This window comes from Nostoc sp. (assembly GCF_054880495.1).
In genome coordinates this window covers 1-23,603 of record NZ_JBTYKD010000290.1, presented here as the reverse complement: position 1 = coordinate 23,603, position 23,603 = coordinate 1, and the positions used below count along the sequence as shown (strand labels likewise).

At 41.3% G+C, this 23,603-nt stretch carries 17 protein-coding genes and 1 CRISPR repeat array; of the genes, 11 read left to right on the top strand and 6 right to left on the bottom strand.

Annotated elements, in window-relative coordinates; all coding sequences use genetic code 11:
- The first annotated feature begins 55 nt into the window (after nt 1–55).
- Nucleotides 56–274 carry a hypothetical protein gene (locus ACYTXL_RS25450; RefSeq protein WP_461927135.1) on the top strand — a complete coding sequence of 73 codons (219 nt, stop codon included), beginning with the start codon at nt 56–58 and terminating at the stop codon, nt 272–274.
- Nucleotides 275–602: 328 nt separating this feature from the next.
- Here ACYTXL_RS25450 and ACYTXL_RS25445 read toward each other — a convergent pair whose 3' ends face one another.
- Nucleotides 603–1,541 (bottom strand): helix-turn-helix transcriptional regulator, encoded by a 939-nt coding sequence (locus ACYTXL_RS25445; protein ID WP_461927134.1) that lies wholly within the window; start codon nt 1,539–1,541, stop codon nt 603–605.
- A 126-nt stretch (nt 1,542–1,667) separates the two neighbouring features.
- Between ACYTXL_RS25445 and cas3 the strand changes: the two genes are divergently transcribed.
- The 9 genes from cas3 (at nt 1,668) to ACYTXL_RS25400 (ending at nt 13,558) form a co-directional block, all read left to right on the top strand.
- Nucleotides 1,668–3,803, top strand: a complete 2,136-nt coding sequence (gene cas3 / locus ACYTXL_RS25440) for a type I-D CRISPR-associated helicase Cas3' (protein WP_461927133.1) — start codon at nt 1,668–1,670, stop codon at nt 3,801–3,803.
- Between the two features lie 20 nt (nt 3,804–3,823).
- Complete coding sequence (gene cas10d / locus ACYTXL_RS25435) at nt 3,824–6,745, top strand: type I-D CRISPR-associated protein Cas10d/Csc3 (protein ID WP_461927132.1); 2,922 nt, start codon at nt 3,824–3,826, stop codon at nt 6,743–6,745.
- A 45-nt stretch (nt 6,746–6,790) separates the two neighbouring features.
- Nucleotides 6,791–7,792 carry a type I-D CRISPR-associated protein Cas7/Csc2 gene (gene cas7d / locus ACYTXL_RS25430; RefSeq protein ID WP_461927131.1) on the top strand — a complete coding sequence of 334 codons (1,002 nt, stop codon included), beginning with the start codon at nt 6,791–6,793 and terminating at the stop codon, nt 7,790–7,792.
- 72 nt (nt 7,793–7,864) lie between these two features.
- Nucleotides 7,865–8,674 (top strand): type I-D CRISPR-associated protein Cas5/Csc1, encoded by an 810-nt coding sequence (cas5d, locus tag ACYTXL_RS25425; RefSeq protein ID WP_461927130.1) that lies wholly within the window; start codon nt 7,865–7,867, stop codon nt 8,672–8,674.
- A complete protein-coding gene (cas6, locus tag ACYTXL_RS25420; RefSeq protein ID WP_461927129.1) occupies nt 8,643–9,503 on the top strand; it encodes a CRISPR system precrRNA processing endoribonuclease RAMP protein Cas6 in 861 nt (286 codons plus the stop codon). The genes cas5d and cas6 overlap by 32 nt, the downstream gene beginning before the upstream one ends.
- A 159-nt stretch (nt 9,504–9,662) precedes the next feature.
- Entirely contained in the window at nt 9,663–10,247 is a 585-nt protein-coding gene (gene cas4 / locus ACYTXL_RS25415) for a CRISPR-associated protein Cas4 (RefSeq protein WP_461927128.1), read from the top strand.
- 3 nt (nt 10,248–10,250) lie between these two features.
- The gene (gene cas1d / locus ACYTXL_RS25410; protein WP_461927127.1) at nt 10,251–11,228 is read left to right on the top strand and encodes a type I-D CRISPR-associated endonuclease Cas1d; all 978 of its coding nucleotides are present in this window, start codon (nt 10,251–10,253) and stop codon (nt 11,226–11,228) included.
- Nucleotides 11,225–11,518 (top strand): CRISPR-associated endonuclease Cas2, encoded by a 294-nt coding sequence (gene cas2, locus ACYTXL_RS25405; RefSeq protein ID WP_461927126.1) that lies wholly within the window; start codon nt 11,225–11,227, stop codon nt 11,516–11,518. The genes cas1d and cas2 overlap by 4 nt, the downstream gene beginning before the upstream one ends.
- A gap of 204 nt (nt 11,519–11,722) precedes the next feature.
- Nucleotides 11,723–13,352: a CRISPR direct-repeat array (repeat unit 37 nt; unit sequence CTTTCAAATAAATGAAACCCGTTCGCGGGATTGAAAC).
- 65 nt (nt 13,353–13,417) lie between these two features.
- Nucleotides 13,418–13,558, top strand: a complete 141-nt coding sequence (locus tag ACYTXL_RS25400; protein WP_461927143.1) for a hypothetical protein — start codon at nt 13,418–13,420, stop codon at nt 13,556–13,558.
- A gap of 355 nt (nt 13,559–13,913) precedes the next feature.
- Here ACYTXL_RS25400 and ACYTXL_RS25395 read toward each other — a convergent pair whose 3' ends face one another.
- Together ACYTXL_RS25395 and ACYTXL_RS25390 are read right to left on the bottom strand one after the other, a co-directional pair.
- Nucleotides 13,914–14,492: a TMEM165/GDT1 family protein gene (locus ACYTXL_RS25395; RefSeq protein WP_461927125.1), complete on the bottom strand. Its 579-nt coding sequence runs from the start codon at nt 14,490–14,492 to the stop codon at nt 13,914–13,916.
- Between the two features lie 1,575 nt (nt 14,493–16,067).
- On the bottom strand, nt 16,068–16,454 hold the full coding sequence (locus tag ACYTXL_RS25390; protein ID WP_461927124.1) for a hypothetical protein: 387 nt from the start codon (nt 16,452–16,454) through the stop codon (nt 16,068–16,070).
- A gap of 84 nt (nt 16,455–16,538) precedes the next feature.
- Here ACYTXL_RS25390 and ACYTXL_RS25385 point away from each other — a divergent pair, with 84 nt between their 5' ends.
- Nucleotides 16,539–16,715: a hypothetical protein gene (locus ACYTXL_RS25385; RefSeq protein ID WP_461927123.1), complete on the top strand. Its 177-nt coding sequence runs from the start codon at nt 16,539–16,541 to the stop codon at nt 16,713–16,715.
- On the opposite strand, the gene ACYTXL_RS25380 is transcribed toward ACYTXL_RS25385, so the two are convergent.
- From ACYTXL_RS25380 to ACYTXL_RS25370, 3 genes are all read right to left on the bottom strand, one after another.
- Nucleotides 16,684–18,411, bottom strand: coding sequence for a ShlB/FhaC/HecB family hemolysin secretion/activation protein (locus tag ACYTXL_RS25380; protein ID WP_461927122.1), 1,728 nt, complete (start codon nt 18,409–18,411; stop codon nt 16,684–16,686). The genes ACYTXL_RS25385 and ACYTXL_RS25380 overlap by 32 nt on opposite strands.
- Nucleotides 18,412–19,173: 762 nt before the next feature.
- Complete coding sequence (locus tag ACYTXL_RS25375; protein ID WP_461927121.1) at nt 19,174–19,407, bottom strand: hypothetical protein; 234 nt, start codon at nt 19,405–19,407, stop codon at nt 19,174–19,176.
- A gap of 587 nt (nt 19,408–19,994) precedes the next feature.
- Nucleotides 19,995–23,594 (bottom strand): beta strand repeat-containing protein, encoded by a 3,600-nt coding sequence (locus ACYTXL_RS25370; RefSeq protein ID WP_461927141.1) that lies wholly within the window; start codon nt 23,592–23,594, stop codon nt 19,995–19,997.
- Nucleotides 23,595–23,603: the final 9 nt, after the last annotated feature.

The window sequence follows — 23,603 nt, the reverse complement described above, 5'->3', positions numbered from 1 at the left end:
TGGCAATGGCGATTAGTGGAGCGTTGGCGTTTGTCCCTAAATCTTTCTTCTTTGAATGGAACTCAAGACCCACAACTCACAACTGACGACATACCAACGCCAGGAGAGTTCCGCATTTACCAGACAAGCTGAACTCAATCGGACTACAGCATCTTTGTTGGCTAATGGTGCAATCCTCATCGCCGGCGAAGATGGTAGTGGTAAATCTGTGTTGGCTAACGCGGTGGTGGAGAAGTTACAGACTGACGGGTTCTATGTTGATATACCAACCTGATGGTTTTTTGCTAACACTATAAGTTATTGGGATTTTGTGTTGTCAGTTTAAATTCGGCAAGCGGAAATCATGTTACCCTTCTACCTTACTCTTCAGTTCCCTTGTGAGCCATCTTTGTGATTGATATCATATTTTTGAAGCTGTTGTGGAATTACTTGAACTTTGGTTCTTACTGTTTTATTCGACTGACAACTGTTCCGATATCTTCTTATAAGTAGGAAGGCACAATTAAATATAAGATAAAACCTCACCCTCAATCCCTCTCCGTGAGTTCGGAGAGGGAAGCCGGAGGCAGAGTAAGGTTTTATATTTAATTTGACCCACTTACTTACTCTTTTAGCATTTCATCAGTCAGTGCCTGTGGACTAATAATCCTAGCATTTGCTCCATATTTTAAGATGCGTTGTCGAAACCAAAACCAATAATCTATAGTCGCTTCAATCTCACGAAATTTTCCTTCCGGGTCGCTGTAAATAACCACTTCATCTTTACGCCGAGGTTTGTAGTTAGCTAATTGTCCACTTGTGCGATAACGTACTTTCAATGTAGGAAAGTCGCAGGATACCCAAGGAGTATCGGATGCAGCACCCACACTGAGAATCCTATCGAGTCGAAAAATATGGTTTTGGTCGATGTTATACCAATGGTCAAACCGCCAAGAACGCCAGTCGGGGATAAAAGCGAATAGGTAGAGAAGACCATCATGCAATCGCAGTTCTGAACGATCAATATCCTTAATTTGTGCTTCTGCTCCTGGTTTGCTCTGATAGCGGATAGTATAACGGCATTGTTGCACAAAGCGTTCTTGAAGTTGGCGGACGATCACATTTAAATTGCGATCGCTATAGTCAACGGGAGGACTAAAATCGACTTTAATAAACTCTGGAATGTCCGATTCTGTGAGATGGCCAATGCGTTGAATTTGGCTTGCGTGTGCAGAAAAACCCATATCAGCAAGGAAATACGCGGCTAATGCAAGAGCTTCTCGCTGTTCGGTTGAGAGAAGAACAGGGAAATTAGACTCGACTAGCTTGTAGGGGCTGTGAGTACTGCTTTTAATTTCGATACCGCACTCTCTAAGTCTGCGAATCGTGCGAGTGAGTTTTTGCTTGACATCAATATTGTCAGCAGATTTACCATGCCGTTCTAGAAAGATTGAGAGTAAATCTGCTAATTCTTCGCGTCGCCGTGGTTTTTCAGCCAGAAGTCTGAGGATTTCTAGAGTAAAGGCTATTTGGTTATAGCTTGCATCCACTTTGGGCGGCATAGCTTGAAGATATTTTCTAATTGCTTACAGCATTAGTATGACCGGAATTTTAATTATAGTCAAAAATTGATTACAAGTTTTACAAAACTGGTATTAGAGTGGGTGCAATGGAAATACACATAAGTGATGAAGCTTTTTTTACAACCTCTTTACTCTCAACTCAACCCAGGAGTTGAGAACTGTCCCCTTGGGTGTACCTCTAAATGTATTATCAGTTCAAAGGCTCCTAATCTCCAACCACCTTCGGGGTGTGCTTGTCCTTTATCATCGCATCAAGCGAAGACTTATGGAGAAATTATACATGGAGATGCAGATATTATCTGCAATCAATCTGCGACAGGTGATGGTAAGTCACTAGCTGCAAATTTACCAGGACTGATCGATCCTGATTTTCGCATTATGGGCTTGTATCCCACAATTGAGCTAGTAGAAGATCAGGCTGAACAACAAAAAAAATATAACGAGCTGTTTGGTTTAGATGCTTCTCAACGAGTAGACCGTTTATATGGTGCGGAATTAAGCAGACGGGTTAGACAAGCAGATAAAAGTAACAAGTTTCAAGAACTGTTGCTAGCAATTCAACAAAAGCCAGTTCTGCTGACCAACCCCGATATTTTCCATTACATTAGTCACTATCAGTACCACGACCCAGCTTATGGTAGCGATTTGCTACCGTTGGTATTGGCAGAATGGCCAGATTTGTGGGTGTTTGATGAATTTCATATTTTTGGTAGCCATCAAGAAACTGCTGCTTTAAATAGTTTGGCTTTTATCCGTCGCAGTCAGGAAAATCAATCTCGTCCCAGACGGTTTTTGTTTACTTCAGCAACGCCCAAACCCGATTTTATTGAACAGTTACGCAATGCAGATTTTAAAGTTACTCCAGTTGAGGGAGTGTATGTAAATGAGGAAACCCCTGGTTTCCGACAGATTCTGCAACCTGTGGAACTAGAGTTTGTGGAATTAGCAAAAGATGCAGACACGCAGACATGGTTAAGAGAAATGATTCCCAGCATTCAGAAAATTCTGAATGCGGAGTCAAAAGCGAGAGGATTGATTATTGTCAATTCGGTAGCGAAAGCTGGTCAGGTGACTCGTTTACTGCAAGCTTTATTACCAGGGGTTAAAGTTCAAGAAATTAGCGGACGTATTGATCGCCAACAAAGATTGGAGGTGCAAAGCGACTTGAAAAATGCTGAACAACCAGTTCTGGTTGTGGGTACGTCTGCTGTTGATGTTGGTGTTGATTTTAAGATTCATCTTTTGATTTTTGAAAGCAGTGACTCTGCGACGGTGACGCAGCGTTTAGGACGTTTAGGTAGACATTCTGGTTTTAATACCTACACAGCATTTATTTTGATCCCAGGTCACACTCCTTGGGTTATGGGAAGCTTGAAAAAAAACCTTACGCCCAATCAAACAGTAACGCGAGATATTTTGGTTTCGGCGATCGCTGATGCATTTAACCCACCCAAGGAATTTGAAAAATATCGTCAGCGTTGGGGTGCATTGCAAGCACAGGGAATGTTTTGGCGAATGACTCAGGAGAATGCAAAAGTGAGTCAATTAGTACGCCAACGCATGAGCGAAGATTTACAGCGTGTATATCCCCAAAGTATTGAATCAGTACGAGGTTACTGGTATAAAAAACAGAAAACAGATGTTGAAAAAGCCATCCAAAAAGAACTTTTACGTTTTAGAGGAGGTTCAACACTGCAAGCAGCAGTTTGGGATAGCAATAATTTTTACACTTATGACTTACTGCGATTACTACCTTATGCGCGAGTGGACATTCTTGACCGCGAAGCGTTCTTAAATGCAGCTAAGAAGTTAGGACGAGACGAAGAAGAATTCCCAAAGGATTTTATTAGTGTTTACCTTCGGATTGAGAAATGGGTTGATGAGCGAATTAATAATATTAGCTTACAATGCAATCGCCAGAGCCATGAATTATCAATTGGGGAGCTTTGCTTAGTAGATAAATTAAGCTTAATTGGACATCCTCAATCTCATGTGATTACTTGCTTACAGCAAAAGAAAATACTGAGTTTTTTAATACCAGTGAATAAAAATAAGCTAAGTAGTCATTGGGAAGTAAGCAGTACCCTTAACCTCAACCCTTTATTTGGTTTGTATCGGTTAATTGATGCTGGTGAGCAAGCTTATGCCTGTGCATTTAATCAGGATGCTTTACTTTTAGAAGCTTTCAAGTGGCATTTGAGAAAATTTACTAGTACGCAATTTGAATCTTCCATCTTTTGATTTGTAATTATTGAATAATTATGTCTAGCCTTCTCCAAACACTACTAATCGAAACTCTTCCAGTAGATACAGATCCTATTCTGTGTTTATATATTGATAAGTTAGTACCATATTTAGAACAAGAGTTCTCTTTAATTTCAGCTTTAGGCGGTTCTTACAAAGCTCACTATCAAACGTTATCTCAGCGTAGTGACAGTTATGCTCAAGAAAAAGCACAAAAGTGGTCAAGCCGTGCAGATCAAAATTTATTTGTTCACGTTTTAAATGGCTTATTAACAGCTTGGAATATCAGCAAACACTTACATCAGCCTCTATCAGATATTGAAAAATATATACTGTGTTTAGGATTAACGTTACACGATTACAACAAGTATTGTAATGGTCAAGGAGAAGAAACACCAAAAAACTGGGAAGTTGAAGAAATTATTAATATCTGCCGCAAGTTAGGAGAGAAACTCAACTTTGGATTATTTTGGTCGCAATGGCAGGAATATTTACCAGAAATTGCTTACTTAGCACAAAATACTCAGAACAAAGTTGGCACAAATATTTACCCTGCAAACTGGCCCGTTCCTAAAATTAAAGACCGCCGCCGTTTAGAAATCCCTCTGCGCCGTCTAGTTGCTTTTGGTGATATTGCAGTGCATTTTAGTGATCCAGCAGATATTGATACTCAAACTGGAGGGCAGAGACTAAGAGAGCAACTACGATTTTTGAACATTAGTAAAGAATTGGCTTATCATCGTTTGCGAGATACTGTAGGTATCCTAAGCAATGGTATCCATAATGCCACAATTAAATTTGCTAAAGGATTGAATTGGGAACCAATTTTATTCTTTGCTCAAGGTGTAATTTATCTGACACCGGCAAATAGTGAAACTCCAGATATCAATGAATTACAAAGATTTATTTGGGAACAAATAAGTGGAGTTTTGGGAAGTAAAATGCTAGGTGGAGATATTGGCTTTAAGCGAGATGGCAAGGGATTAAAAGTAGCACCTCAAACTTTAGAGTTATTTCCTCCATCTGAATTAATACCTAAATTACCACGAGTAATTGAAGTAAAAGTAGCAAATATTAAAGACCCTGCTACTCCTAAACGTTTAGAGAAATTGTCTTTAACTGAAACTGAGCGACAATTTCTCAATACAGGTGCAGATATCCGTGCAGATAGAATTGCTGAATTTATTTTTCTGATTCAGAAAGAATTTTTTAGTGATTCTCCAGAGTATATAAATTGGATGCTCATCACTTTAGGGATTCAAGACAAAGTATCTCTAGAAGAAACTCAGTTCCAATCAGGGGGTGTCAATTATGGTTGGTATCATGCAGCAGCATATTATGTTGCTACTCACGCAACTTTAAAGCTAGAAGATATCTCAGAACGCATGGAGATATGGGCGGAAGATATGGCTAAGTGGGGATCTGAAAATAACTTATTAGCGTCATATTCTAGCCCTATACGCGATATTTTCTATACTTACTTAATTCAATATTTAGAAGTTAAAGGATGGGAAGGTAATCATCGTTCCTTTGAGACAGAGCTTACAGTTTATACTGACGTTAAAACAAAGGCGGGAAAACAACCTATTTGCTCATTAAGTTCAGGAGAGTTTGCATCTGAAGATCAGATGGATTCAGTTGTTTTATTTAAACCACAGCAGTATAGCAATAAAAATTCTTTGGGAGGCAGACAAATCAAACGTGGCATTTCCAAAATCTGGGCTTTGGAGATGTTGCTGCGGCAAGCTTTTTGGTCAGTACCAGCAGGAAAGCTAGAAGAACAACAACCGATATTTTTATATATTTTTCCAGCTTATGTTTATTCTCCGCAAACTGCTGCTGCTATCAAACTATTAGTTAACAATATGAAGCAAATAAATCTTTGGGATGTCCGCAAGCAATGGTTAGGGGCAGAGATGAATATGAGCGCTTTACGATCCGTTACTTGGTTAAATGATAAAGCAAAATTAGGGCGTTTTCAAAATGATAAATACAATAAAGAAGATTTGCCCTTTATGGCAATGAGCTATACAACAACCAGAGGTAAAACGCTTACTGACGCATGGGTACAACCAGCTTTTCTTGCTTTATCGCTTCCTATATTACTAGGAGTAAAAGTAGTAGCTACTAGTAGTTCTGTTCCATTTTACAACAGCGATAGTGATTTCCGAGAGTCTGTCATCCTTGATGCGCCTGCATCATTTTGGAATTTACTCGGATTGCCTAATTCATTGCGGATTCAGGATTTTGAAAATGCAATTCAGCGGCTTCTATTTGCTTATAGCCTGCATCTAGATACTCGTAGTTCTCCACCAGATGCCAAGTGGCGAGATTTGATTAAAACAGTTCGTGAGGTAGCAACAAATGTACTTAACATTTTTTCTTTAGCAACAGAAGGATTACGACGTGATAAACGAGATATACCTAGCCAAGAAGAAGTTAAACGTTATTGGCGATATGCCCAGTTTTGGGTGAAACAAGATGTTTCAGAAACAAATAAAGGAGTTTATCTAATGAAATTAATTGAAAAATTAGTTCAACAGTACCGTGTATTTTACCAGGCGAACTTAGGAGAATCTAGCCACACAATTTTACTACCAATTTCTAAAGCTTTGGAAATGATTTTGTCAGTTCCTCAGCAAGTAGATGTAGATGATTTAATTTTTCAAGCTTCTGGACAGCTTCAGGATGCATTAGAACGTCAAGAAGTTTATAAACGTCCTTTAATAATGGATAAATCAATAGATAAGACTATACGGCAGGAACGTGAACTAATTGCAATCCATGCATTTATGACAACCTGTGTACGTGAACTATTTCTTGACCTTTATAAAGGTGATCGTGCTTTATTGCAAGAAAATCGCAACCGAATTAAATCGGGTGCAGAGTTTGCCTATCGTTGGTTAGCTTTGCAAGAAAAATCTGTGAAATCATCCTAAATTTCTATCTTTCATTCCCCTTACTAAATTCTCAGGAGCAAAATCATGAGTATTCTCAAAACTCTAAAACCCCAATTCCAATCTGCGTTTCCTCGCTTGGCATCTGGAAAATATATACACTTTATCCTGCTGCGTCATAGTCAATCATTCCCGGTATTCCAAACTGATGGAATTCTCAATACTGCACGAACACAGGCGGGTTTAGGAATGACTGATGAAAGTAAAAAACAAATCAGCCGTTTGGTAATGTTCAAGCGCAAACAAACTACCCCCGAACGACTTGCTGGACGCGAACTACTTCGTGGTTTAAACCTCACTAGCGCAGACGAAACTAATAAAGATAAATACTGCGAATATAACGGCGAGAAATCTTGCAAAAAATGCCCTGATTGTATTATCTATGGATTTGCGATCGGTGATAGTGGGTCAGAACGTTCCAAAGTATACTCAGACTCTGCTTTTTCTCTAAGTGCTTACGAACAATCACACCGCAGCTTTACCTTCAATGCCCCTTTTGAAGGGGGAACAATGAGCGAAGCAGGGGAAATGCGTAGCAGTATTAATGAATTAGACCATGTTATTCCAGAAGTAACATTTCCCACAGTCGAGACCCTACGCGACCCTACTTATGAAGGCTTTATTTATGTTCTAGGTAATTTGCTGCGTACTAAACGGTATGGCGCACAGGAATCACGGACAGGGACGATGAAAAACTATATTGCAGGGATTGCATTTTGTGATGGTGAAGTTTTTAGCAACTTGCATTATACACAGGCACTTTATGATGCCTTGAAGGGTGATGTTGACACTCCTATTGGCGACATTTTACAGCAAGTAGAAACAGTGGCAAATAGTTTACTAAATGATGAACCTGTACGCAAAACAAAGCTGATTTTTGGTTCGGAATTAGAAGAACTGCTGAATGAAGTCGGGACACTGTATCAAGATGAAGCTTATTTAGTAGAAACTATGAATACACTCTACGGACAAAGTAAAGCCTATGCAGAATCCTTTGGAGCGTTGAAAAAGAAAGGTAAAAAGGATTAATTGCTATTTCTGATTGTTAGGGTGGATAACCTACCTTAACCTACATTTTCAATGTAATCACAGGATTTTGCTATGGCTTTGTATCATTGCACCTTAACACTACACGATAATGTTTTTTTCGCTACACGAGAGATGGGAATTCTCTATGAGACTGAGAAATATTTACATAATTGGGCGCTAAGTTTTGCACTTTTTGCAATTCACTATATTCCCCAACCATATAGGCTGCAAGGGGAGCTAGCACAAAAACCGACGTATTTAGATGCAAGTGGTGAACAAAATCTTCTTCATCTAAATCAAGCGGGTATTTATGTATTTCCTGCCCAACCTATCAATTGGTCATATCAAATTAATACCTTTAAAGCTGCTCAAGTTGGCTATTATGGAAAGTCAAAACAGTTCGGGGATAAAGGTGCAGATAAAAATTACCCAATTAATTACGGTCGAGCTAAAGAATTAGCTGTTGGGAGCCAATATCGTACTTATATGATTGCTCCAGAAACTATCACAATACCACGTTGGATACGTTTAGGAAAATGGGCATCAAAAATTAGAGTAGAAACGGTAAGAATTCCAGATAAGCTCATGCAATCTAAATCTGGTGATTACACCTGTTTGCATCCTTTAAACCCTTTAGATTTGCCAATTAATACTCAGATATTACTCTATAACCGGATTGTAATGCCTCCTGTAAGTTTGGTAAGTCAAGCACAGTTACGCGGTGAGTATTTAGTAGCTAAGAAAAGCGATGAAGCTAAAAAAAATGACTGGCAGGCTTTTAAAGCCCTACTAACTGTAGAACAATATCAACAAGTTCCAGATGAGATTTATTTACCAACAGGAGTATTTTATGGAGCAGGAAATCTCGTTGCAACTGCATAAATGTTCTACATTACATTCAATCGTTATCGAACTTGCCGCTGCGGATGTGGGAAACATACCACCTACTTTATCTCGTGGATTGCACGCATTAGTACTTAAATGGTTCGCTGCTGCAAACCCATCTGTTGCCGAAACTATCCATGTTAGTCAAAATTCACCATTGGCTATTTCGGGCTTATTGGGAAACCGTCGTCAGGGTGGGGTGCGTGTAGGAGACTATTTTTATTTTCGGATTTGTCTATTGGATGGAAGTTTAGTTGAGCCTTTGATGCGTGGGTTTGAACAGTCAGAAACCCAATCTTTAGTGCTGGCTGATTTTCCATTTGTACTACGGAATATGTACGCATTGCCGGGAACGCATCAATTAGCAGGTGCGGCTGATTATGCATTACTGTCACACCCAATGCAAGTTTTGACCGATATTGAAATGCATTTTCTCTCTCCTACTAGCTTCAAGCAAAATCAAGGTGTACAGACCTTTCCATTACCTGAATTGGTATTTAACTCGCTGCATCGGCGGTGGAATATTTTTGCACCAGAACAATATCATCTCGCGACTTGTGATTGGAATGCTTTAGTTACAGCTTACGACCTCAAAACCTATGCACTCAAAATGGAAGGAGGTACGGAAATTGGGGCGCAGGGTTGGGTTTGCTACAGATTTAATAGCCCTGAAACGGCTCGGATTGCAACTGTTTTGGCAAATTTTGCCTTCTTCGCTGGTGTAGGACGTAAAATCGCTATGGGAATGGGACAGACACAACTCGCTTTGCAAATAAACGTAGCGCAAAAGCCATCCAATCTGAAGAAGTCTAAAACTCATAAGTAGGAAGGCACAATTAAATATAAGATAAAACCTCACCCTCAATCCCTCTCCGTGAGTTCGGAGAGGGAAGCCGGAGGCAGAGTAAGGTTTTATATTTAATTTGACCCACTTACTTAACCCTTCATCAGTTCGTAGTTAAAAATTTGTATTTTCTAACAAACCATGAACGAACAATACTATCTTCCCTTAGCTTATTTAAATGCTTGGGAATATTGCCCTCGTCGTTTCTTTCTGGAATATGAACTTGGGGAAAATGCGGTTAACGAACACATTATCATTGGTCGTCATCTGCATCGCAATGTTGATGATGAAGGCAAGAAGGTTGAAGGTGATAAGGTAATTTATCGACATCAGTGGGTATGGAGCGATCGCCTTCTGATTAATGGAATTATCGATGCCGTGGAAGAAAAAGATAACCAGTTAATCCCTTTGGAGTTTAAAAAAGGGCGTATGGCGAACCACAAGAGCGATCATTTTCAACTGTGCGGTGCGGCTTTGTGTCTCGAAGAACGCACGGGAGGCTCTATTCCTTACGGAGAAATTTTCTACTACGCCAACCGTCGCCGCGAAAAGGTAGATTTTACATCCACACTCCGAAAAGCTACAGAACAAGCAATTTCAGCAGCACGGGTTGCAGTTGGAAGGACAATGCCACCACCAATTGACCACCCTAAAAAGTGTCAAGATTGCAGTTTGCAGAAAATTTGCTTACCAAAAGAAATTAAAAAATTACGCCTTGAGGTCTAAAAGATGTCTGTTCTTTATGTAACTCAACCTGATGCTGTTTTGAGTAAAGTTGCTGAAGCTTTTAAAGTAGCGTTAAAACAAGAAGATGGCGGCTGGGAGAAAAAATCGGTTCCTGCCCAAACTGTCGAACAAGTTGTATTGATGGGGAACCCCCAGATTACTGGCGATGCTCTAGTCTATGCTTTGGAGCTAGGAATGCCAGTACATTACCTTTCTTGTTTTGGTAAATATTTAGGTTCGGCGCTTCCTGGATACTCCCGTAACGGTCAGTTGCGGCTGTCCCAGTATGCTGCTTATTGCAACGAAGCTCATCGTTTGGAGATTGTCAAAACAATTGTTACTGGTAAAATCCACAATCAACATACTGTTTTGTACCGCCACGACCAAAAAGATAATCCGTTGAAGTCTCGCAAACAGCTAGTTAAAGAGAAAACAAGTCTTGATGAAGTACGTGGTGTTGAAGGGTTAGCTGCACGAGAATATTTTGCTGCTTGGTCGGTAATGCTTGAAGAACAATGGTGTTTTAACGGAAGAAATCGCCGTCCTCCTACAGATGCAGTAAATGCATTATTGGGGTTTGCCTATGGACTTTTACAAGTCCAGGTAACAGCTGCGGTACATATAGCTGGTTTAGATCCTTACATTGGTTATTTGCATGAAGTGACTAGAGGACAACCTGCGATGGTTTTAGATTTAATGGAAGAATTTCGTCCATTGGTTGCGGATAATTTGATACTTTCGGTTATCACTCATAAAGAAATCAAACCCAACGATTTTACTGATAATTTGGGTGCATATCGGCTTTCCGAATCTGGACGTAAACAATTTTTACAGGCATGGGAACGCAAAATGAACGATGAGTTCAAGCATCCTTCTTTTGGCTATCGTTGCAGTTATCGTCGTGCAATCGAATTGCAAGCACGTTTATTGAGCCGACATTTACAGGAGGGCGTTCCTTATAAAGCCCTAACTCTGCGATGACTACTTTGTTCTACCTCATAATTTACGATTTGCCAGATAGTAAAAATGCGAACAAGCGGCGAACAAAACTACATAAAATGCTCTCTGGCTATGGAACTTGGACACAGTACAGTGTGTTTGAATGTTTTTTGAATGCTGTCCAGTTTGCTAAACTAAAGACGCAGGTTGAGAATTTGATTAAACCAGCTGAAGATTCAGTACGTATTTATGTTTTGGACGCTGGATCTGTACGTAAGACTATTACTTATGGTTCCGAGCAACCTCGACAGCAAGATACGATCATACTATGATACTAATAAGATTTTTTGGCAGGGCAAAGCACGGGCGAAAACCCCCCACCTCCCGCCAAATCGCCAGAACCTTGACAAGTCAATAGTTTCATAGCTTTAAGTTTAATCTACAACCTGTCAACGAATGCCGCAAACGGACTTTTGAAGTAGACCTGCCAAAAATCCTGGCAGGAGTAGCTCTCTGATTCATTTGTGACTCGCGGACTTTCAAATAAATGAAACCCGTTCGCGGGATTGAAACAACTGAACGCTGCGTTGTCAGCTATTGCAGAAGCTTTCAAATAAATGAAACCCGTTCGCGGGATTGAAACATAATACTTTGACTGTTAGCACCCGTAATAGTATTACTTTCAAATAAATGAAACCCGTTCGCGGGATTGAAACGCGCATCAGATTACGTGAGTGATACCAGTACCGGAGCTTTCAAATAAATGAAACCCGTTCGCGGGATTGAAACACACAATGACCGACGCAACATTGAATAACTACCCCTTTCAAATAAATGAAACCCGTTCGCGGGATTGAAACAACGGGTTAAACAACGGTGGTCGGTCGAAGAGGGTCTTTCAAATAAATGAAACCCGTTCGCGGGATTGAAACCAACGCCAAAGGGCACGACTTAAGGCAGGAGATACCCTTTCAAATAAATGAAACCCGTTCGCGGGATTGAAACGATTCTTCATTGTGCAATAATTTATCTTTTATTATATTCTTTCAAATAAATGAAACCCGTTCGCGGGATTGAAACCTACCTGTAGCACAATCTGGATCTTGAAAAGGCACACTTTCAAATAAATGAAACCCGTTCGCGGGATTGAAACTTGGCAGGTATCAAGCCCCTGCTACCGCATCGTCAGCTTTCAAATAAATGAAACCCGTTCGCGGGATTGAAACAATGCGGGAGAGCGATCGCCCCCAAAGTTTACCTTTCAAATAAATGAAACCCGTTCGCGGGATTGAAACCGCAAAGCGCCACCGAAGGTACAAATGCCAAGAACTTTCAAATAAATGAAACCCGTTCGCGGGATTGAAACAACTCCCTTTTTTCTAAGGGTTCCACCATTTTTACCACTTTCAAATAAATGAAACCCGTTCGCGGGATTGAAACCAAGTATGCAGACATCTTCACCAGCAATTCCTCTGAGCTTTCAAATAAATGAAACCCGTTCGCGGGATTGAAACGATTTTGTATTTGCATTACGGGCTATAAAGCGAACTTTCAAATAAATGAAACCCGTTCGCGGGATTGAAACTCTTGCTATTCGCTCCTCAATAACAGCCTTAATCTTTCAAATAAATGAAACCCGTTCGCGGGATTGAAACATTCCCAGTAATCACCGGGGTCAAGCCTTGTTAAATACTTTCAAATAAATGAAACCCGTTCGCGGGATTGAAACAATTCAACTAATAAGAGAAAATGAAAAAATACCTGAACTTTCAAATAAATGAAACCCGTTCGCGGGATTGAAACTCCTAGATTATTAGAGAGGACAGAGAGGGCAGCTTGACTTTCAAATAAATGAAACCCGTTCGCGGGATTGAAACAAGTAATAATAGTATTCAGTTTAATGGGATTCTCTTGCTTTCAAATAAATGAAACCCGTTCGCGGGATTGAAACAGCTGTCTTTTTCTTAGGCATAAAATTAGGCTGAGCTTTCAAATAAATGAAACCCGTTCGCGGGATTGAAACGTGGTGCTTTTTTTGGCGGCGTGTTATTACCTAATCTTTCAAATAAATGAAACCCGTTCGCGGGATTGAAACCACACTTGATTAGTAAGCTGTGCTGGGATACCAACTTTCAAATAAATGAAACCCGTTTGCGGGATTGAAAGATTGCGGGAGCATCCAGTTTTGGAAGATTTACCATTTCTGAGAAAATGTAAAGGGAAATAACCCTGTGCGATCGCTGACAATGAACCAAGAGAAACAAGAACGGATCAAAGCCTGCTTAGAAGAATTGTCAACACTGCTGTATGAAGAAGCAGATAAAAGTAAGCTGACAGAATCTCCCGCGTTCACCGGAGGCTTGCAAAGCTGAAAATCACCCCGTCTACCTAGAAGTTGACTTGCTCTTGTATGCCCCACCCGGTGAAACCATGCGAGATTTGATTTAGCTTCCCAGACTTTCTCCCCAGGGCAACAACTGCTCCCGATCAAGAAGACCCCATAGCTCCCGCCGTGGGAGTAGTACTAATACTAGTACCGCTTCGCGTAATTCGTAATTCGTAATTCGTAATTACGTTTTAGCAAGGGTTTCAGAGATTACAAATGGGTGGCTTATTTACGCCGTGCTGTACTAGTAGTCTGTCAAATTTATTTTGACGGTTAAGAGAGACGCGATAAATCGCCGTCTCTACAGGTAATTCATCCCTCAATTCTTTCTTGACAGACTACTAGTGTTTAACCAAGAGTCCGATTCCTACTACCGCAAATGCAGTTGCAGCAACTCTCTGTAACAAGTTTGGTGGGATTAGATGTTTGGCTTTATATCCGACTATTACTGCAATAGCTGTCACAGCCCAAAGCGCTAAAGTTGCGGAACAGAAGATAGTGATTGGAGCATGATATTTAGCTGCCAAAGTAGCTGTTGCCAACTGTGTTAAGTCTCCCCATTCAGCAATAAAAATAGTCATAAATGTCGATGTAACAGATTTAGAAAAACGAACTTTCTTTGCTTGCTGATCAGATTTAACATCCTCACCGCCGGATTCATTCTTGCACCACATCATGATTGCAAATACTAAAAATAGAATTCCTGCACTTATATGAATAAGCATCGGTGGTAAAAGGCTAAATAAACTACCGAATGCGACTGCAACAAGGCTCTGAATGACAAATGCGACTGCCGCGCCTGTAAAAACTGCAAGTGGATGATGAGAAGTGGCAAGTAATAAAGCTGCAAAAGCAGTTTTATCTGGTAGTTCAGCCACAAATATTAGTGCAAAAGTAGAAACAAAGAGATTTAATTCCATTGTGATATGAGCCGAGCAAGCTCCTCAGATTTATTACAACTTTCCTGAGTGAGCTTGAGCAGCACATACGTACTCCACCAAGCTCACATCAGATGTGAACTTAGTGAAAGTCTCGCTCCCAAGCATAAAGATTCGGCTCAGTTAACTGCTGAGACTCAAAAACTTGTCATCTGAACCAGGCGATGCGCCAGTATGTTGATTCAGATGTACTGACTTGATTAGCCAGCAGCTACTCCCTTTCAATCTTTATTCAGCCTACACTAAAAAAAAGGAAAAAGTCAATTGTTTTAATTAATCTGAAAAATATATCTTTTTATTCTTAGATAATTGATTATCATATTTCTTTCATTATTAAACCCACATTTCGCAGATATTGAAGCAGATTAAATAATTATGAATTGTCAGAGTAAAAAGCCCGATATGATTATCTGGCAATCATTTCAGGCTTTTTATTTGTAAAATAATAAGAGTGAAGTAGAGAAAGAGAAAAAACATGAAAGAGTCAAAAGAAGCCATGTAAATCCTAAATATAGATTATTTAGGAATAATAGATGAGATGGAGTTGGTAGAAGAAGTAAATAAAATAGTGGGAGTAAAAAGAAAAGAAAACCTAATGCCAGGACAAGTAAATAAACTTCCACCTTGATTGGAGCGGCCACTTTATCCTTTAAGTTATATGTCCTGCGGCAAGGTTATGCTTTCAAAAGCGGCAAACTTATGGTTACAGTTATAACCAATATGCGATCGCGGAAGGAACATATTGGCAACGGAATAGAAACTATTGTGCTACCGATAAATTTTGTTTGTCTTTAGTATCGCTTTTGATGCGTAATTTAAGCGATCGCTTCGGCTTCATCCCATACTCTACCGGATTATCAATGGAAAATTTACAGATAGACTTTTTCTGATCCGCACTGAAATGAACTGACTAAGGAGAACAAATATGAACATACTAAATGTTAGCTTTCTGTCTGCAATGTTGACGTGCTTGAGTTTGTCTTTTTGCCAGAGCGCTATGTCCCAGGGCTTCGGTAACGACTCCATAAATTGTCCCGATGACCGCCCGTGTTTCAACGGAGCTTATCAGTCTGGCAATAAGGTAATCTTCCAATTCACTGGCATCACAGGTTGGGACTTTTATAACGTCCGCTATAAGGTAGTGGGTGGAGAAAAACAAGTAGAGAACCGCTCTGGACGGTTTACTTTTAATAATGTTAGACCAAATCGTGTTTATAAACTCAGTGTTCAAGGTTGCAACTCACACACATTAAGGCGGTCGACTTGCTCTCCCTGGGCCGAGGAGTCCGTTACTACTAAATGAGCGATCGCTGATCTTGTAGGTTGGGATTGCCCAAATCCTTTGCCAGACATGGTAAGCTAATGTACTTTTAATTTGCATAACCAGGGCGGGCAAGATGCCTACCCCACAAGACTTTTACTTCCAGGTAATATGCAAGTTAAATGTCCAACAGCTTAGTTAGTGTATTGAATACAGGGATTTAAGCAGGATTCGGGAGTGCAATCACCCAAAGCGCCAGATCCCATTACAAACACAGTTTCATTGCTTTTGGATACTTACATCCACAGTGCCAAGTGTGCCCACCTAACCAGAGGCGACATAAATATCACACCAGGCTGAGGGTTCGAGACACCATCGCCGTCTGGTAAATCGTCAGTAAAAGTCCAGCCAGAACCACCGCAGAGTATTAGACCAGCAAAAGCAGCTAGTGGTTCATTGCGTGGTTGTAAGTCTAAGTTAATACCGTAGCCTGCTACCAGGATTTGCATTATCGCTATGGAATTAAGACGGTGGTCAATGCAGCGTTTTGGTGGGATGCATCGGTTGAGAGAAAACCCCGGCAAGAGTTGGAATTGAACCTTATTTTGGGCTTTCCTCCCTTGAATGGGGGCGACACCGAACAGCCCGTCGCTACGCAAACGAGGTATTCGTCCCCGCACCATCTTGACAAATGTGCAATTACCTTAACCTCTCACGGATAGACGGAGTGATCACTTATCAAGCCTTTTTATTAGAAAATTGTAAATGTGCAATTTTACTGTGCATCACCTGATTATATGGACACGATTAAATATATTCTGACTGAAAACCAGATGCCAAAAGCTTGGTATAATATCCAGGCTGACTTGCCACAAGCCTTACCACCAGTTTTAAATCCTGTTTCTTGTAATATTAAAACGGTTGATATAGCACTGAAAAATTAAAGCCATTATCTTGCAGTGAACTACCGCGATCGCTTGTTTCGATTAATGGTACACCATAGTCTGCACGCAATACTAAACCGTTAAAAGGTTGCCAGTGCAAACCCAACCCCAAGCTGGCAAGGGTTTGCGGGTCATCACTAATACCGCGATTGTTCCAAGCTGTACCGATGTCAAAAAATGGTATTAACTGTAATGTTTCCACATTCGATGCTAAGGGAATACGAACTTCCACTCCTCCAACTACCCCATTGTCAGCAACAAGTTGATTTTGACTATAACCGCGCACTGTATCAACTCCCCCGATGGTAATTTTTTCCAGCGAAAGTAAAGAATCAGGAGTAAGTTGAGTGTTAACTTTGGCTAGCATCAAGATGCGGGGAGATAGCCGTTGTACCCATTGAAATTGTCCTACCCAGCTAAAAAAACGCCCATCAGTACCACTATCGTTGACGGTGGCATCAATTGCACCAATCCCAAAACTAAATTGCGATCGCGCTGCTAGGACGCTGGTAGCATTACGTTGTAACCAATCTTGAGAAAAGCGAATTACTGTAACTTTTGATTCCCCATTTTCGGGGCCTTCAGTAAAGGAGAATGGGATATCATTGAGTATGAAGGTTTGACTGCGCCGTAAATCGAATGCTAAACCGAGAGCAAATTCGCTGTTTGGGGTGTGGATTAGCGGTTGACGGACGTTAAAAGAAAGGGTTTCGGCTTCGCTGCGGATATGCAAGTCACGAAATTCGCTTTGAATAATGCGGCTACCGCTATTGCTGTAGCGGACACCAATAGTTCCATCTAGAGCGTTAAAGGGAACAGAATAACTGATATTGTAACTGTTTAAACCTTCAGTAATACCATATTCAGCACTGAATTTATCTCCCAACCCGAATAAATTATCGTGAGCAACAAAAATACTCCCTTGTTCTGAACCAACGCTAGGTGATTGGTTATTTGCAAAGATAACTCCAGCGTGGAATGGTTGCGACTCGGTAATTGTCACCTGTAAAATATTACTACCTGGGGTGCTACCTGCGGTTAACTCAGCATTAACTCGTTTAACCAGAGGGTCAAGTTGTAATAATTGCAGTGCTTGTTCGATGCGTTTTTGGTTTAAAGGTTTTCCTGTAAGCCGTTCAATCCGGGAACGCACGTATGCAGGCTGCAATCTTTCTAACCCTAAAATGGAAATTCCTTCGAGTTCGCCTTCCACAACTTGGATTTGCACGACACCGCTAGCGACATTTTGATTATTGGGAATAAATGCACCACTAGTGATATAGCCCTTTTTAACATAGAGTTCAGTGATTTGCGATCGCAGTTGCAATAACTGCTCAAATGTGATTTTTTTATTTTCTAAGGGTTGTTTTAACTTGATGATTTGATCTTCTAAAACAGAGTATCCTTTGACTTGAATTTCTTTGACAAAGAAACTTTCACCACTAGGAAAGGTTGTTTCGGGTAAATTTTCCTCTGGGGGTGATGGGAGTATGGGAACAGTTGGTGTCGGTGGTGTAGGAGGAAGGGTTGGTGATGGTGATGGTTGGGGTATAGTTTCTTCGACTTTCCCTGGTGTATTGGGGGGAATTGTCACTCCAGATGGGGGTGTCGATTCTGCAAATACTGCAAGTGGAGTGATGCTGATGCAGGAAAATAATATCAAAAAAAGCTTTTGAAAACGAAGGTAAGAACCCATTGTTTATATATGATTTGTAAGGGTCATTCTTTATCGTAAATCTAAGGGTTTAAGACCCCTACCTCTATAGGTAGCGCCAGTTTCAGTCCTTCCCTGCGGGACCCTACGCGAACGGCGCAGGTATTACCCTGAGCTTCCGTTGCCCTGAGCCTGCGCCGAAGGGTGGAAAGGCTCAGGAAGCATCGGGGTTAAAATCCCCGTCGGAAAATGTCTTTAATTTTGAATTTTGAATTCTGAATTGTTAACATTGGTAAGGGTTTCAAATATATTTATGCTTTGTAACATAGTTCTATTTATTTCCACCAACTGACTTAGCGATCGCATTAATAATTAGATATTTAAGTAGGAAGGCACAATTAAATATAAGATAAAACCTCACCCTCAATCCCTCTCCTTACTAAGGAGAGGGAAGCCGGAGGCAGAGTAAGATTTTATATTTAATTTGACCCACTTACTTAACAAGTATTATCACTTAATTAAAATACCATAATAGTTTGCTTGATGATTGCATAAAAGTGTAATCATCAAGATCCGCCCATCAACGCTAAGTAAGTATGTGAGAATAAATCAAAGTAGATTAAGTAATGTAAAAAACATTGAGATGTTTTCGTAGTAAGGGCTAACCTGCGGGAACGCTTCTCTACGAGAGGCTTCTCTACGAGAGGCTTCTCTACGAGAGGCTTCGCCAACGCCAACGCGAACAGCCCTCAAATTAGGACTAAAGTCCTTACTACAAACCTTGAATTATTCACGCCGCTCTACTTATATCTTAGCTTCCCCATAAATTGGAGAATTTGCATCTATGAGTTGCGCGATCGCGTATGATGAAGATTGAGAAATATCTGGTGTTTGTACTAAGGCATTTCTAGCATCTACTGACTTGATACCAGACAATCCAATTCCAGCGATTAAAATTGCAATCGAAGTGGTTTGTTTAAAATTCGGTAATGCCAAAGATGTTGATAAAACTGTGTTGCAAACTACTTTAAAAAACATAATTAACCTCTCCATCTGAGTTAAAAAAATAACGATACTTTCATCAGCAACGGTTGATAAATTGATGATTTTTGCTGTTTTTCGATTTATTAACTGTTCCTTTAATACTCAGATTAAGGGAAACGACTAGATAATGCATTCACTATTTATGCACATATAGTTGCATAAATGGTATCGTGCGATCGCATGATTGTGCGTCCCATTTTGCAGAAAGGTGCATATATAGCAGTTCTCATTTGGATGCAACACATGGTAGGGGCACAGAAAAAGCTCATTGGTGTCAACTTAACGTAGAAATTAGGCAAGGCATGCTTTCGAGGTTTCACCCTCACCCCCAGCCCCTCTCCCAAAATTGGGAGAGGGGAGCAAATTCTCTAGTTCCCCTTCTCCTAACTTGGGAGAAGGGGTTAGGGGATGAGGGCAAAACGCCTTCTCAAAGCAGATTTTTTCTTAAGTTGACACGCATGAGCATTGCTGTTACCCTACGAGCGTTGGGGAGTAAGAATCAAAGCCTCTCGACCTTTCGGGGAAAGGAATAGAAGCGGGGTTTCAAGAATAAGTCGCACATCGCGTTATGTGTGCAATATTTATAATGAACAACTTCGACTCAAGATTAATTGCCCATTAGGTAATCGATACAATCCTTGTGGTTCAATTATTGGGTCGCCTTTTTTCCAAGTCCGCGATGTTTGCTCAACACCTCTCACCTCTCCAGTTGTGTAAGTTGAAACCAAACCATCTTGAGGACTATTGCGTAAAGCACCAGAACCTGTAATGGTAAAAGAGTTTTCTTGTCGCTTAGTGCCGCGTGAAATGCAACTATTGGCAATGAGTGCATTAGTATCGATAACGTTTGGTGATAATTGGGTGAAGCTATTTTGAATAGAACTGTTATCGGGTGCATTGATATTTGTTACACCGGAAACGCCTAATTCCGAACTGGCGGTTATATCGCTTTTATTGGTTGGTTTTGGACGCGACTCGATACCAAAGATACCTTGCGAGTTGATTTGGATGTTTCCACCAGTTCCCGTGAAGGCGTTAGCGCTGATATCGCTGTTTTCTTCGGGGATAGCAATGATAAATCTGGAGTTGATATTGATGTTACCGCCATCGCCACCTTTTTCGGCTGTACCTGCGTTGGTGGAGATTTTAGCGCCATGACGGAGTAAGAGTAAGTCGCTGTTGACGTTGATGTTACCACCGTTACCGGATGCAGATTCAGCGTTGAGTTTGCCTTGGTTATCTAAGGTAATTTGGGTTGAGTTGACTTCGATATCGCCTGTGATTCCGGAACCAGTAGAACTGACAAATAAGCCACTGTTAGCGCTAATATTTCTTACGTTGTCAGGAAAGTTAGTACTTCTGTCATTGTAACTAGGGTCAATACCACTAATTGTTAGTTTATCATTAGCGTTAACAGTTATTTTACCTGCACGTCCATTGCTTGAAGTAGTGGTAGTGAGTTGTCCACCATTGAGTGCTTCAAAGACGTTTGCATTTACCGTAATATCGCCACCCTTTTGATTATTTCTAGTGCGTGCATCCAGTAAAGCGCCGTCTGATACGCGAAACATATTAGTGTTTACGGTGATATCACCACCAATGCCAGTGGAAGTAGAATCAGTAAATGTAAATAAAGCACTAGAAAGTCCTGTCTCTTGATTAGTTCCAGAAACACTTACTGCATCTTTTGCATTGATGCGAATATTCCCCGCATTCCCCTGTCCATAAGTTGAGGCATTAAGTAGAGCGCCATCTAGTAATGAGAAGTCACCAGAATCGATAAAAATGTTACCCCCATTTCCAACTGTTCCTGTGTCCACCAAGCTGCGAATCCCACTGGGAAAACCGTTTTTCTCCCCAGCAATATCAACAGCACCTATAACTTTCACATTCACATTCCCCGCATCCCCTCTTCCTGCGGGCTGGGTAGCAGATGCGCCACGAGTAATGGTTAGCAGTTGAGCACTGTCAGTGAGTGACAGGGTTGCTGCATTGATGTCGATATTGCCTCCTTTACCTACACCTCCTGCTTCCACGGTGCTGAAAATGTTACTATTTGCAAGGAAAACAGCATTTTTTGCACCCACTGTCACATTCCCTGCATTTCCCTGCCCATAAGTTGAGGCTGAAAGTTGAGCGCCATCTCGTAATGAGAATGAACCAGAATCGATAAAAATGTTACCCCCATTCCCAACAGCCCCTGTGCCCACCAAGCTGCGAATCCCACTGGGAAAACCGTTTTTCTCCCCAGCAATATCAACAGCACCTATAACTTTCACATTCACATTCCCTGCATTTCCCTGCCCAAAAGTTGAGGCATTAAGTAGAGCGCCATCTCGTAATGAGAAGTCACCAGAATCGATAAAAATGTTACCCCCATTTCCAACTGTTCCTGTGTCCACCAAGCTGCCAATCCCACTGGGAAAACCGTTTTTCTCCCCAGCAATATCAACAGCACCTATAACTTTCACATTCACATTCCCCGCATCCCCTCTTCCTGCGGGCTGGGTAGCAGATGCGCCACGAGTAATGGTTAGCAGTTGAGCACTGTCAGTGAGTGACAGGGTTGCTGCATTGATGTCGATATTGCCTCCTTTACCTACACCTCCTGCTTCCACGGTGCTGAAAATGTTACTATTTGCAAGGGAAATAGCATTTTTTGCACCCACTGTCACATTCCCTGCATTTCCCTGCCCATAAGTTGAGGCTGAAAGTTTAGCGCCATCTCGTAATGAGAAGTCACCAGAATCGATAAAAATGTTACCCCCATTTCCAACTGTTCCTGTGTCCACCAAGCTGCCAATCCCACTGGGAAAACCGTTTTTCTCCCCAGCAATATCAACAGCACCTATAACTTTCACATTCACATTCCCCGCATCCCCTCTTCCTGCGGGCTGGGTAGCAGATGCGCCACGAGTAATGGTTAGCAGTTGAGCGCCATCAGTGAGTGACAGGGTTGCTGCATTGATATCGATATTGCCTCCTTTACCTACACCTCCTGCTTCCACGGTGCTGAGAATGTTACTATTTGCAAGGAAAACAGCATTTTTTGCACCCACTCTCACATTCCCTGCATTTCCCACTCCTGAAGTTGAGGTATTAAGTTGAGCGCCATCTCGTAATGAGAAGTCACCAGAATCGATAAAAATGTTACCCCCACTCCCAACAGCCCCCGTTCCCACATCGCTGAAAATCGCACTGGTAAAACCGTTTTTCTCCCCAGCAATATCAACAGCACCTGTGACTTTCACATTCACATTCCCCGCATTCCCTCTTCCTGCTGGCTGGGTAGCAGATGCTTCACGAGTAGCAGTTAGTAGTTGAGTGCCATCAGTGAGTGACAGGGTTGCAGCATTGATGTCGATATTGCCTCCTTTACCTACGCCTCCTGCTTCCACCCTGCTGAAAATGTTACCATTTGCAAGGGAAACAGCATTTTTTGCACCCACTGTCACATTCCCTGCATTTCCCTGCCCATAAGTTGAGGCATTAATTAGAGCGCCATCTCGTAATGAGAATGAACCAGAATCGATAAAAATGTTACCCCCATTCCCAACAGCCCCTGTGCCCACCCTGCTGCGAATCCCACTGGGAAAACCGTTTTTCTCCCCAGCAATATCAACAGCACCTGTGACTTTCACATTCACATTCCCCGCATCCCCTCTTCCTGCGGGCTGGGTAGCAGATGCGCCACGAGTAATGGTTAGCAGTTGAGCGCCATCAGTGAGTGACAGGGTTGCTGCATTGATATCGATATTGCCTCCTTTACCTACACCTCCTGCTTCCACGGTGCTGAAAATGTTACTATTTGCAAGGGAAATAGCATTTTTTGCACCCACTGTCACATTCCCTGCATTTCCCTGCCCATCAGTTGAGGCAAGAAGTTGAGCGCCATCTCGTAATGAGAATGAACCAGAATCGATAAAAATGTTACCCCCATTCCCAACAGCCCCTGTGCCCACCCTGCTGAAAATGTTACTATTTACAAGGGAAATAGCATTTTTTGCACCCACTGTCACATTCCCTGCATTTCCCTGCCCATAAGTTGAGGCATTAATTAGAGCGCCATCTCGTAATGAGAATGAACCAGAATCGATAAAAATGTTACCCCCATTCCCAACTGTTCCTGTGTCCACTTGGCTGAAAATAGCACTGGGAAAAGTGTTTTTCTGACCAACAATATCAACAGC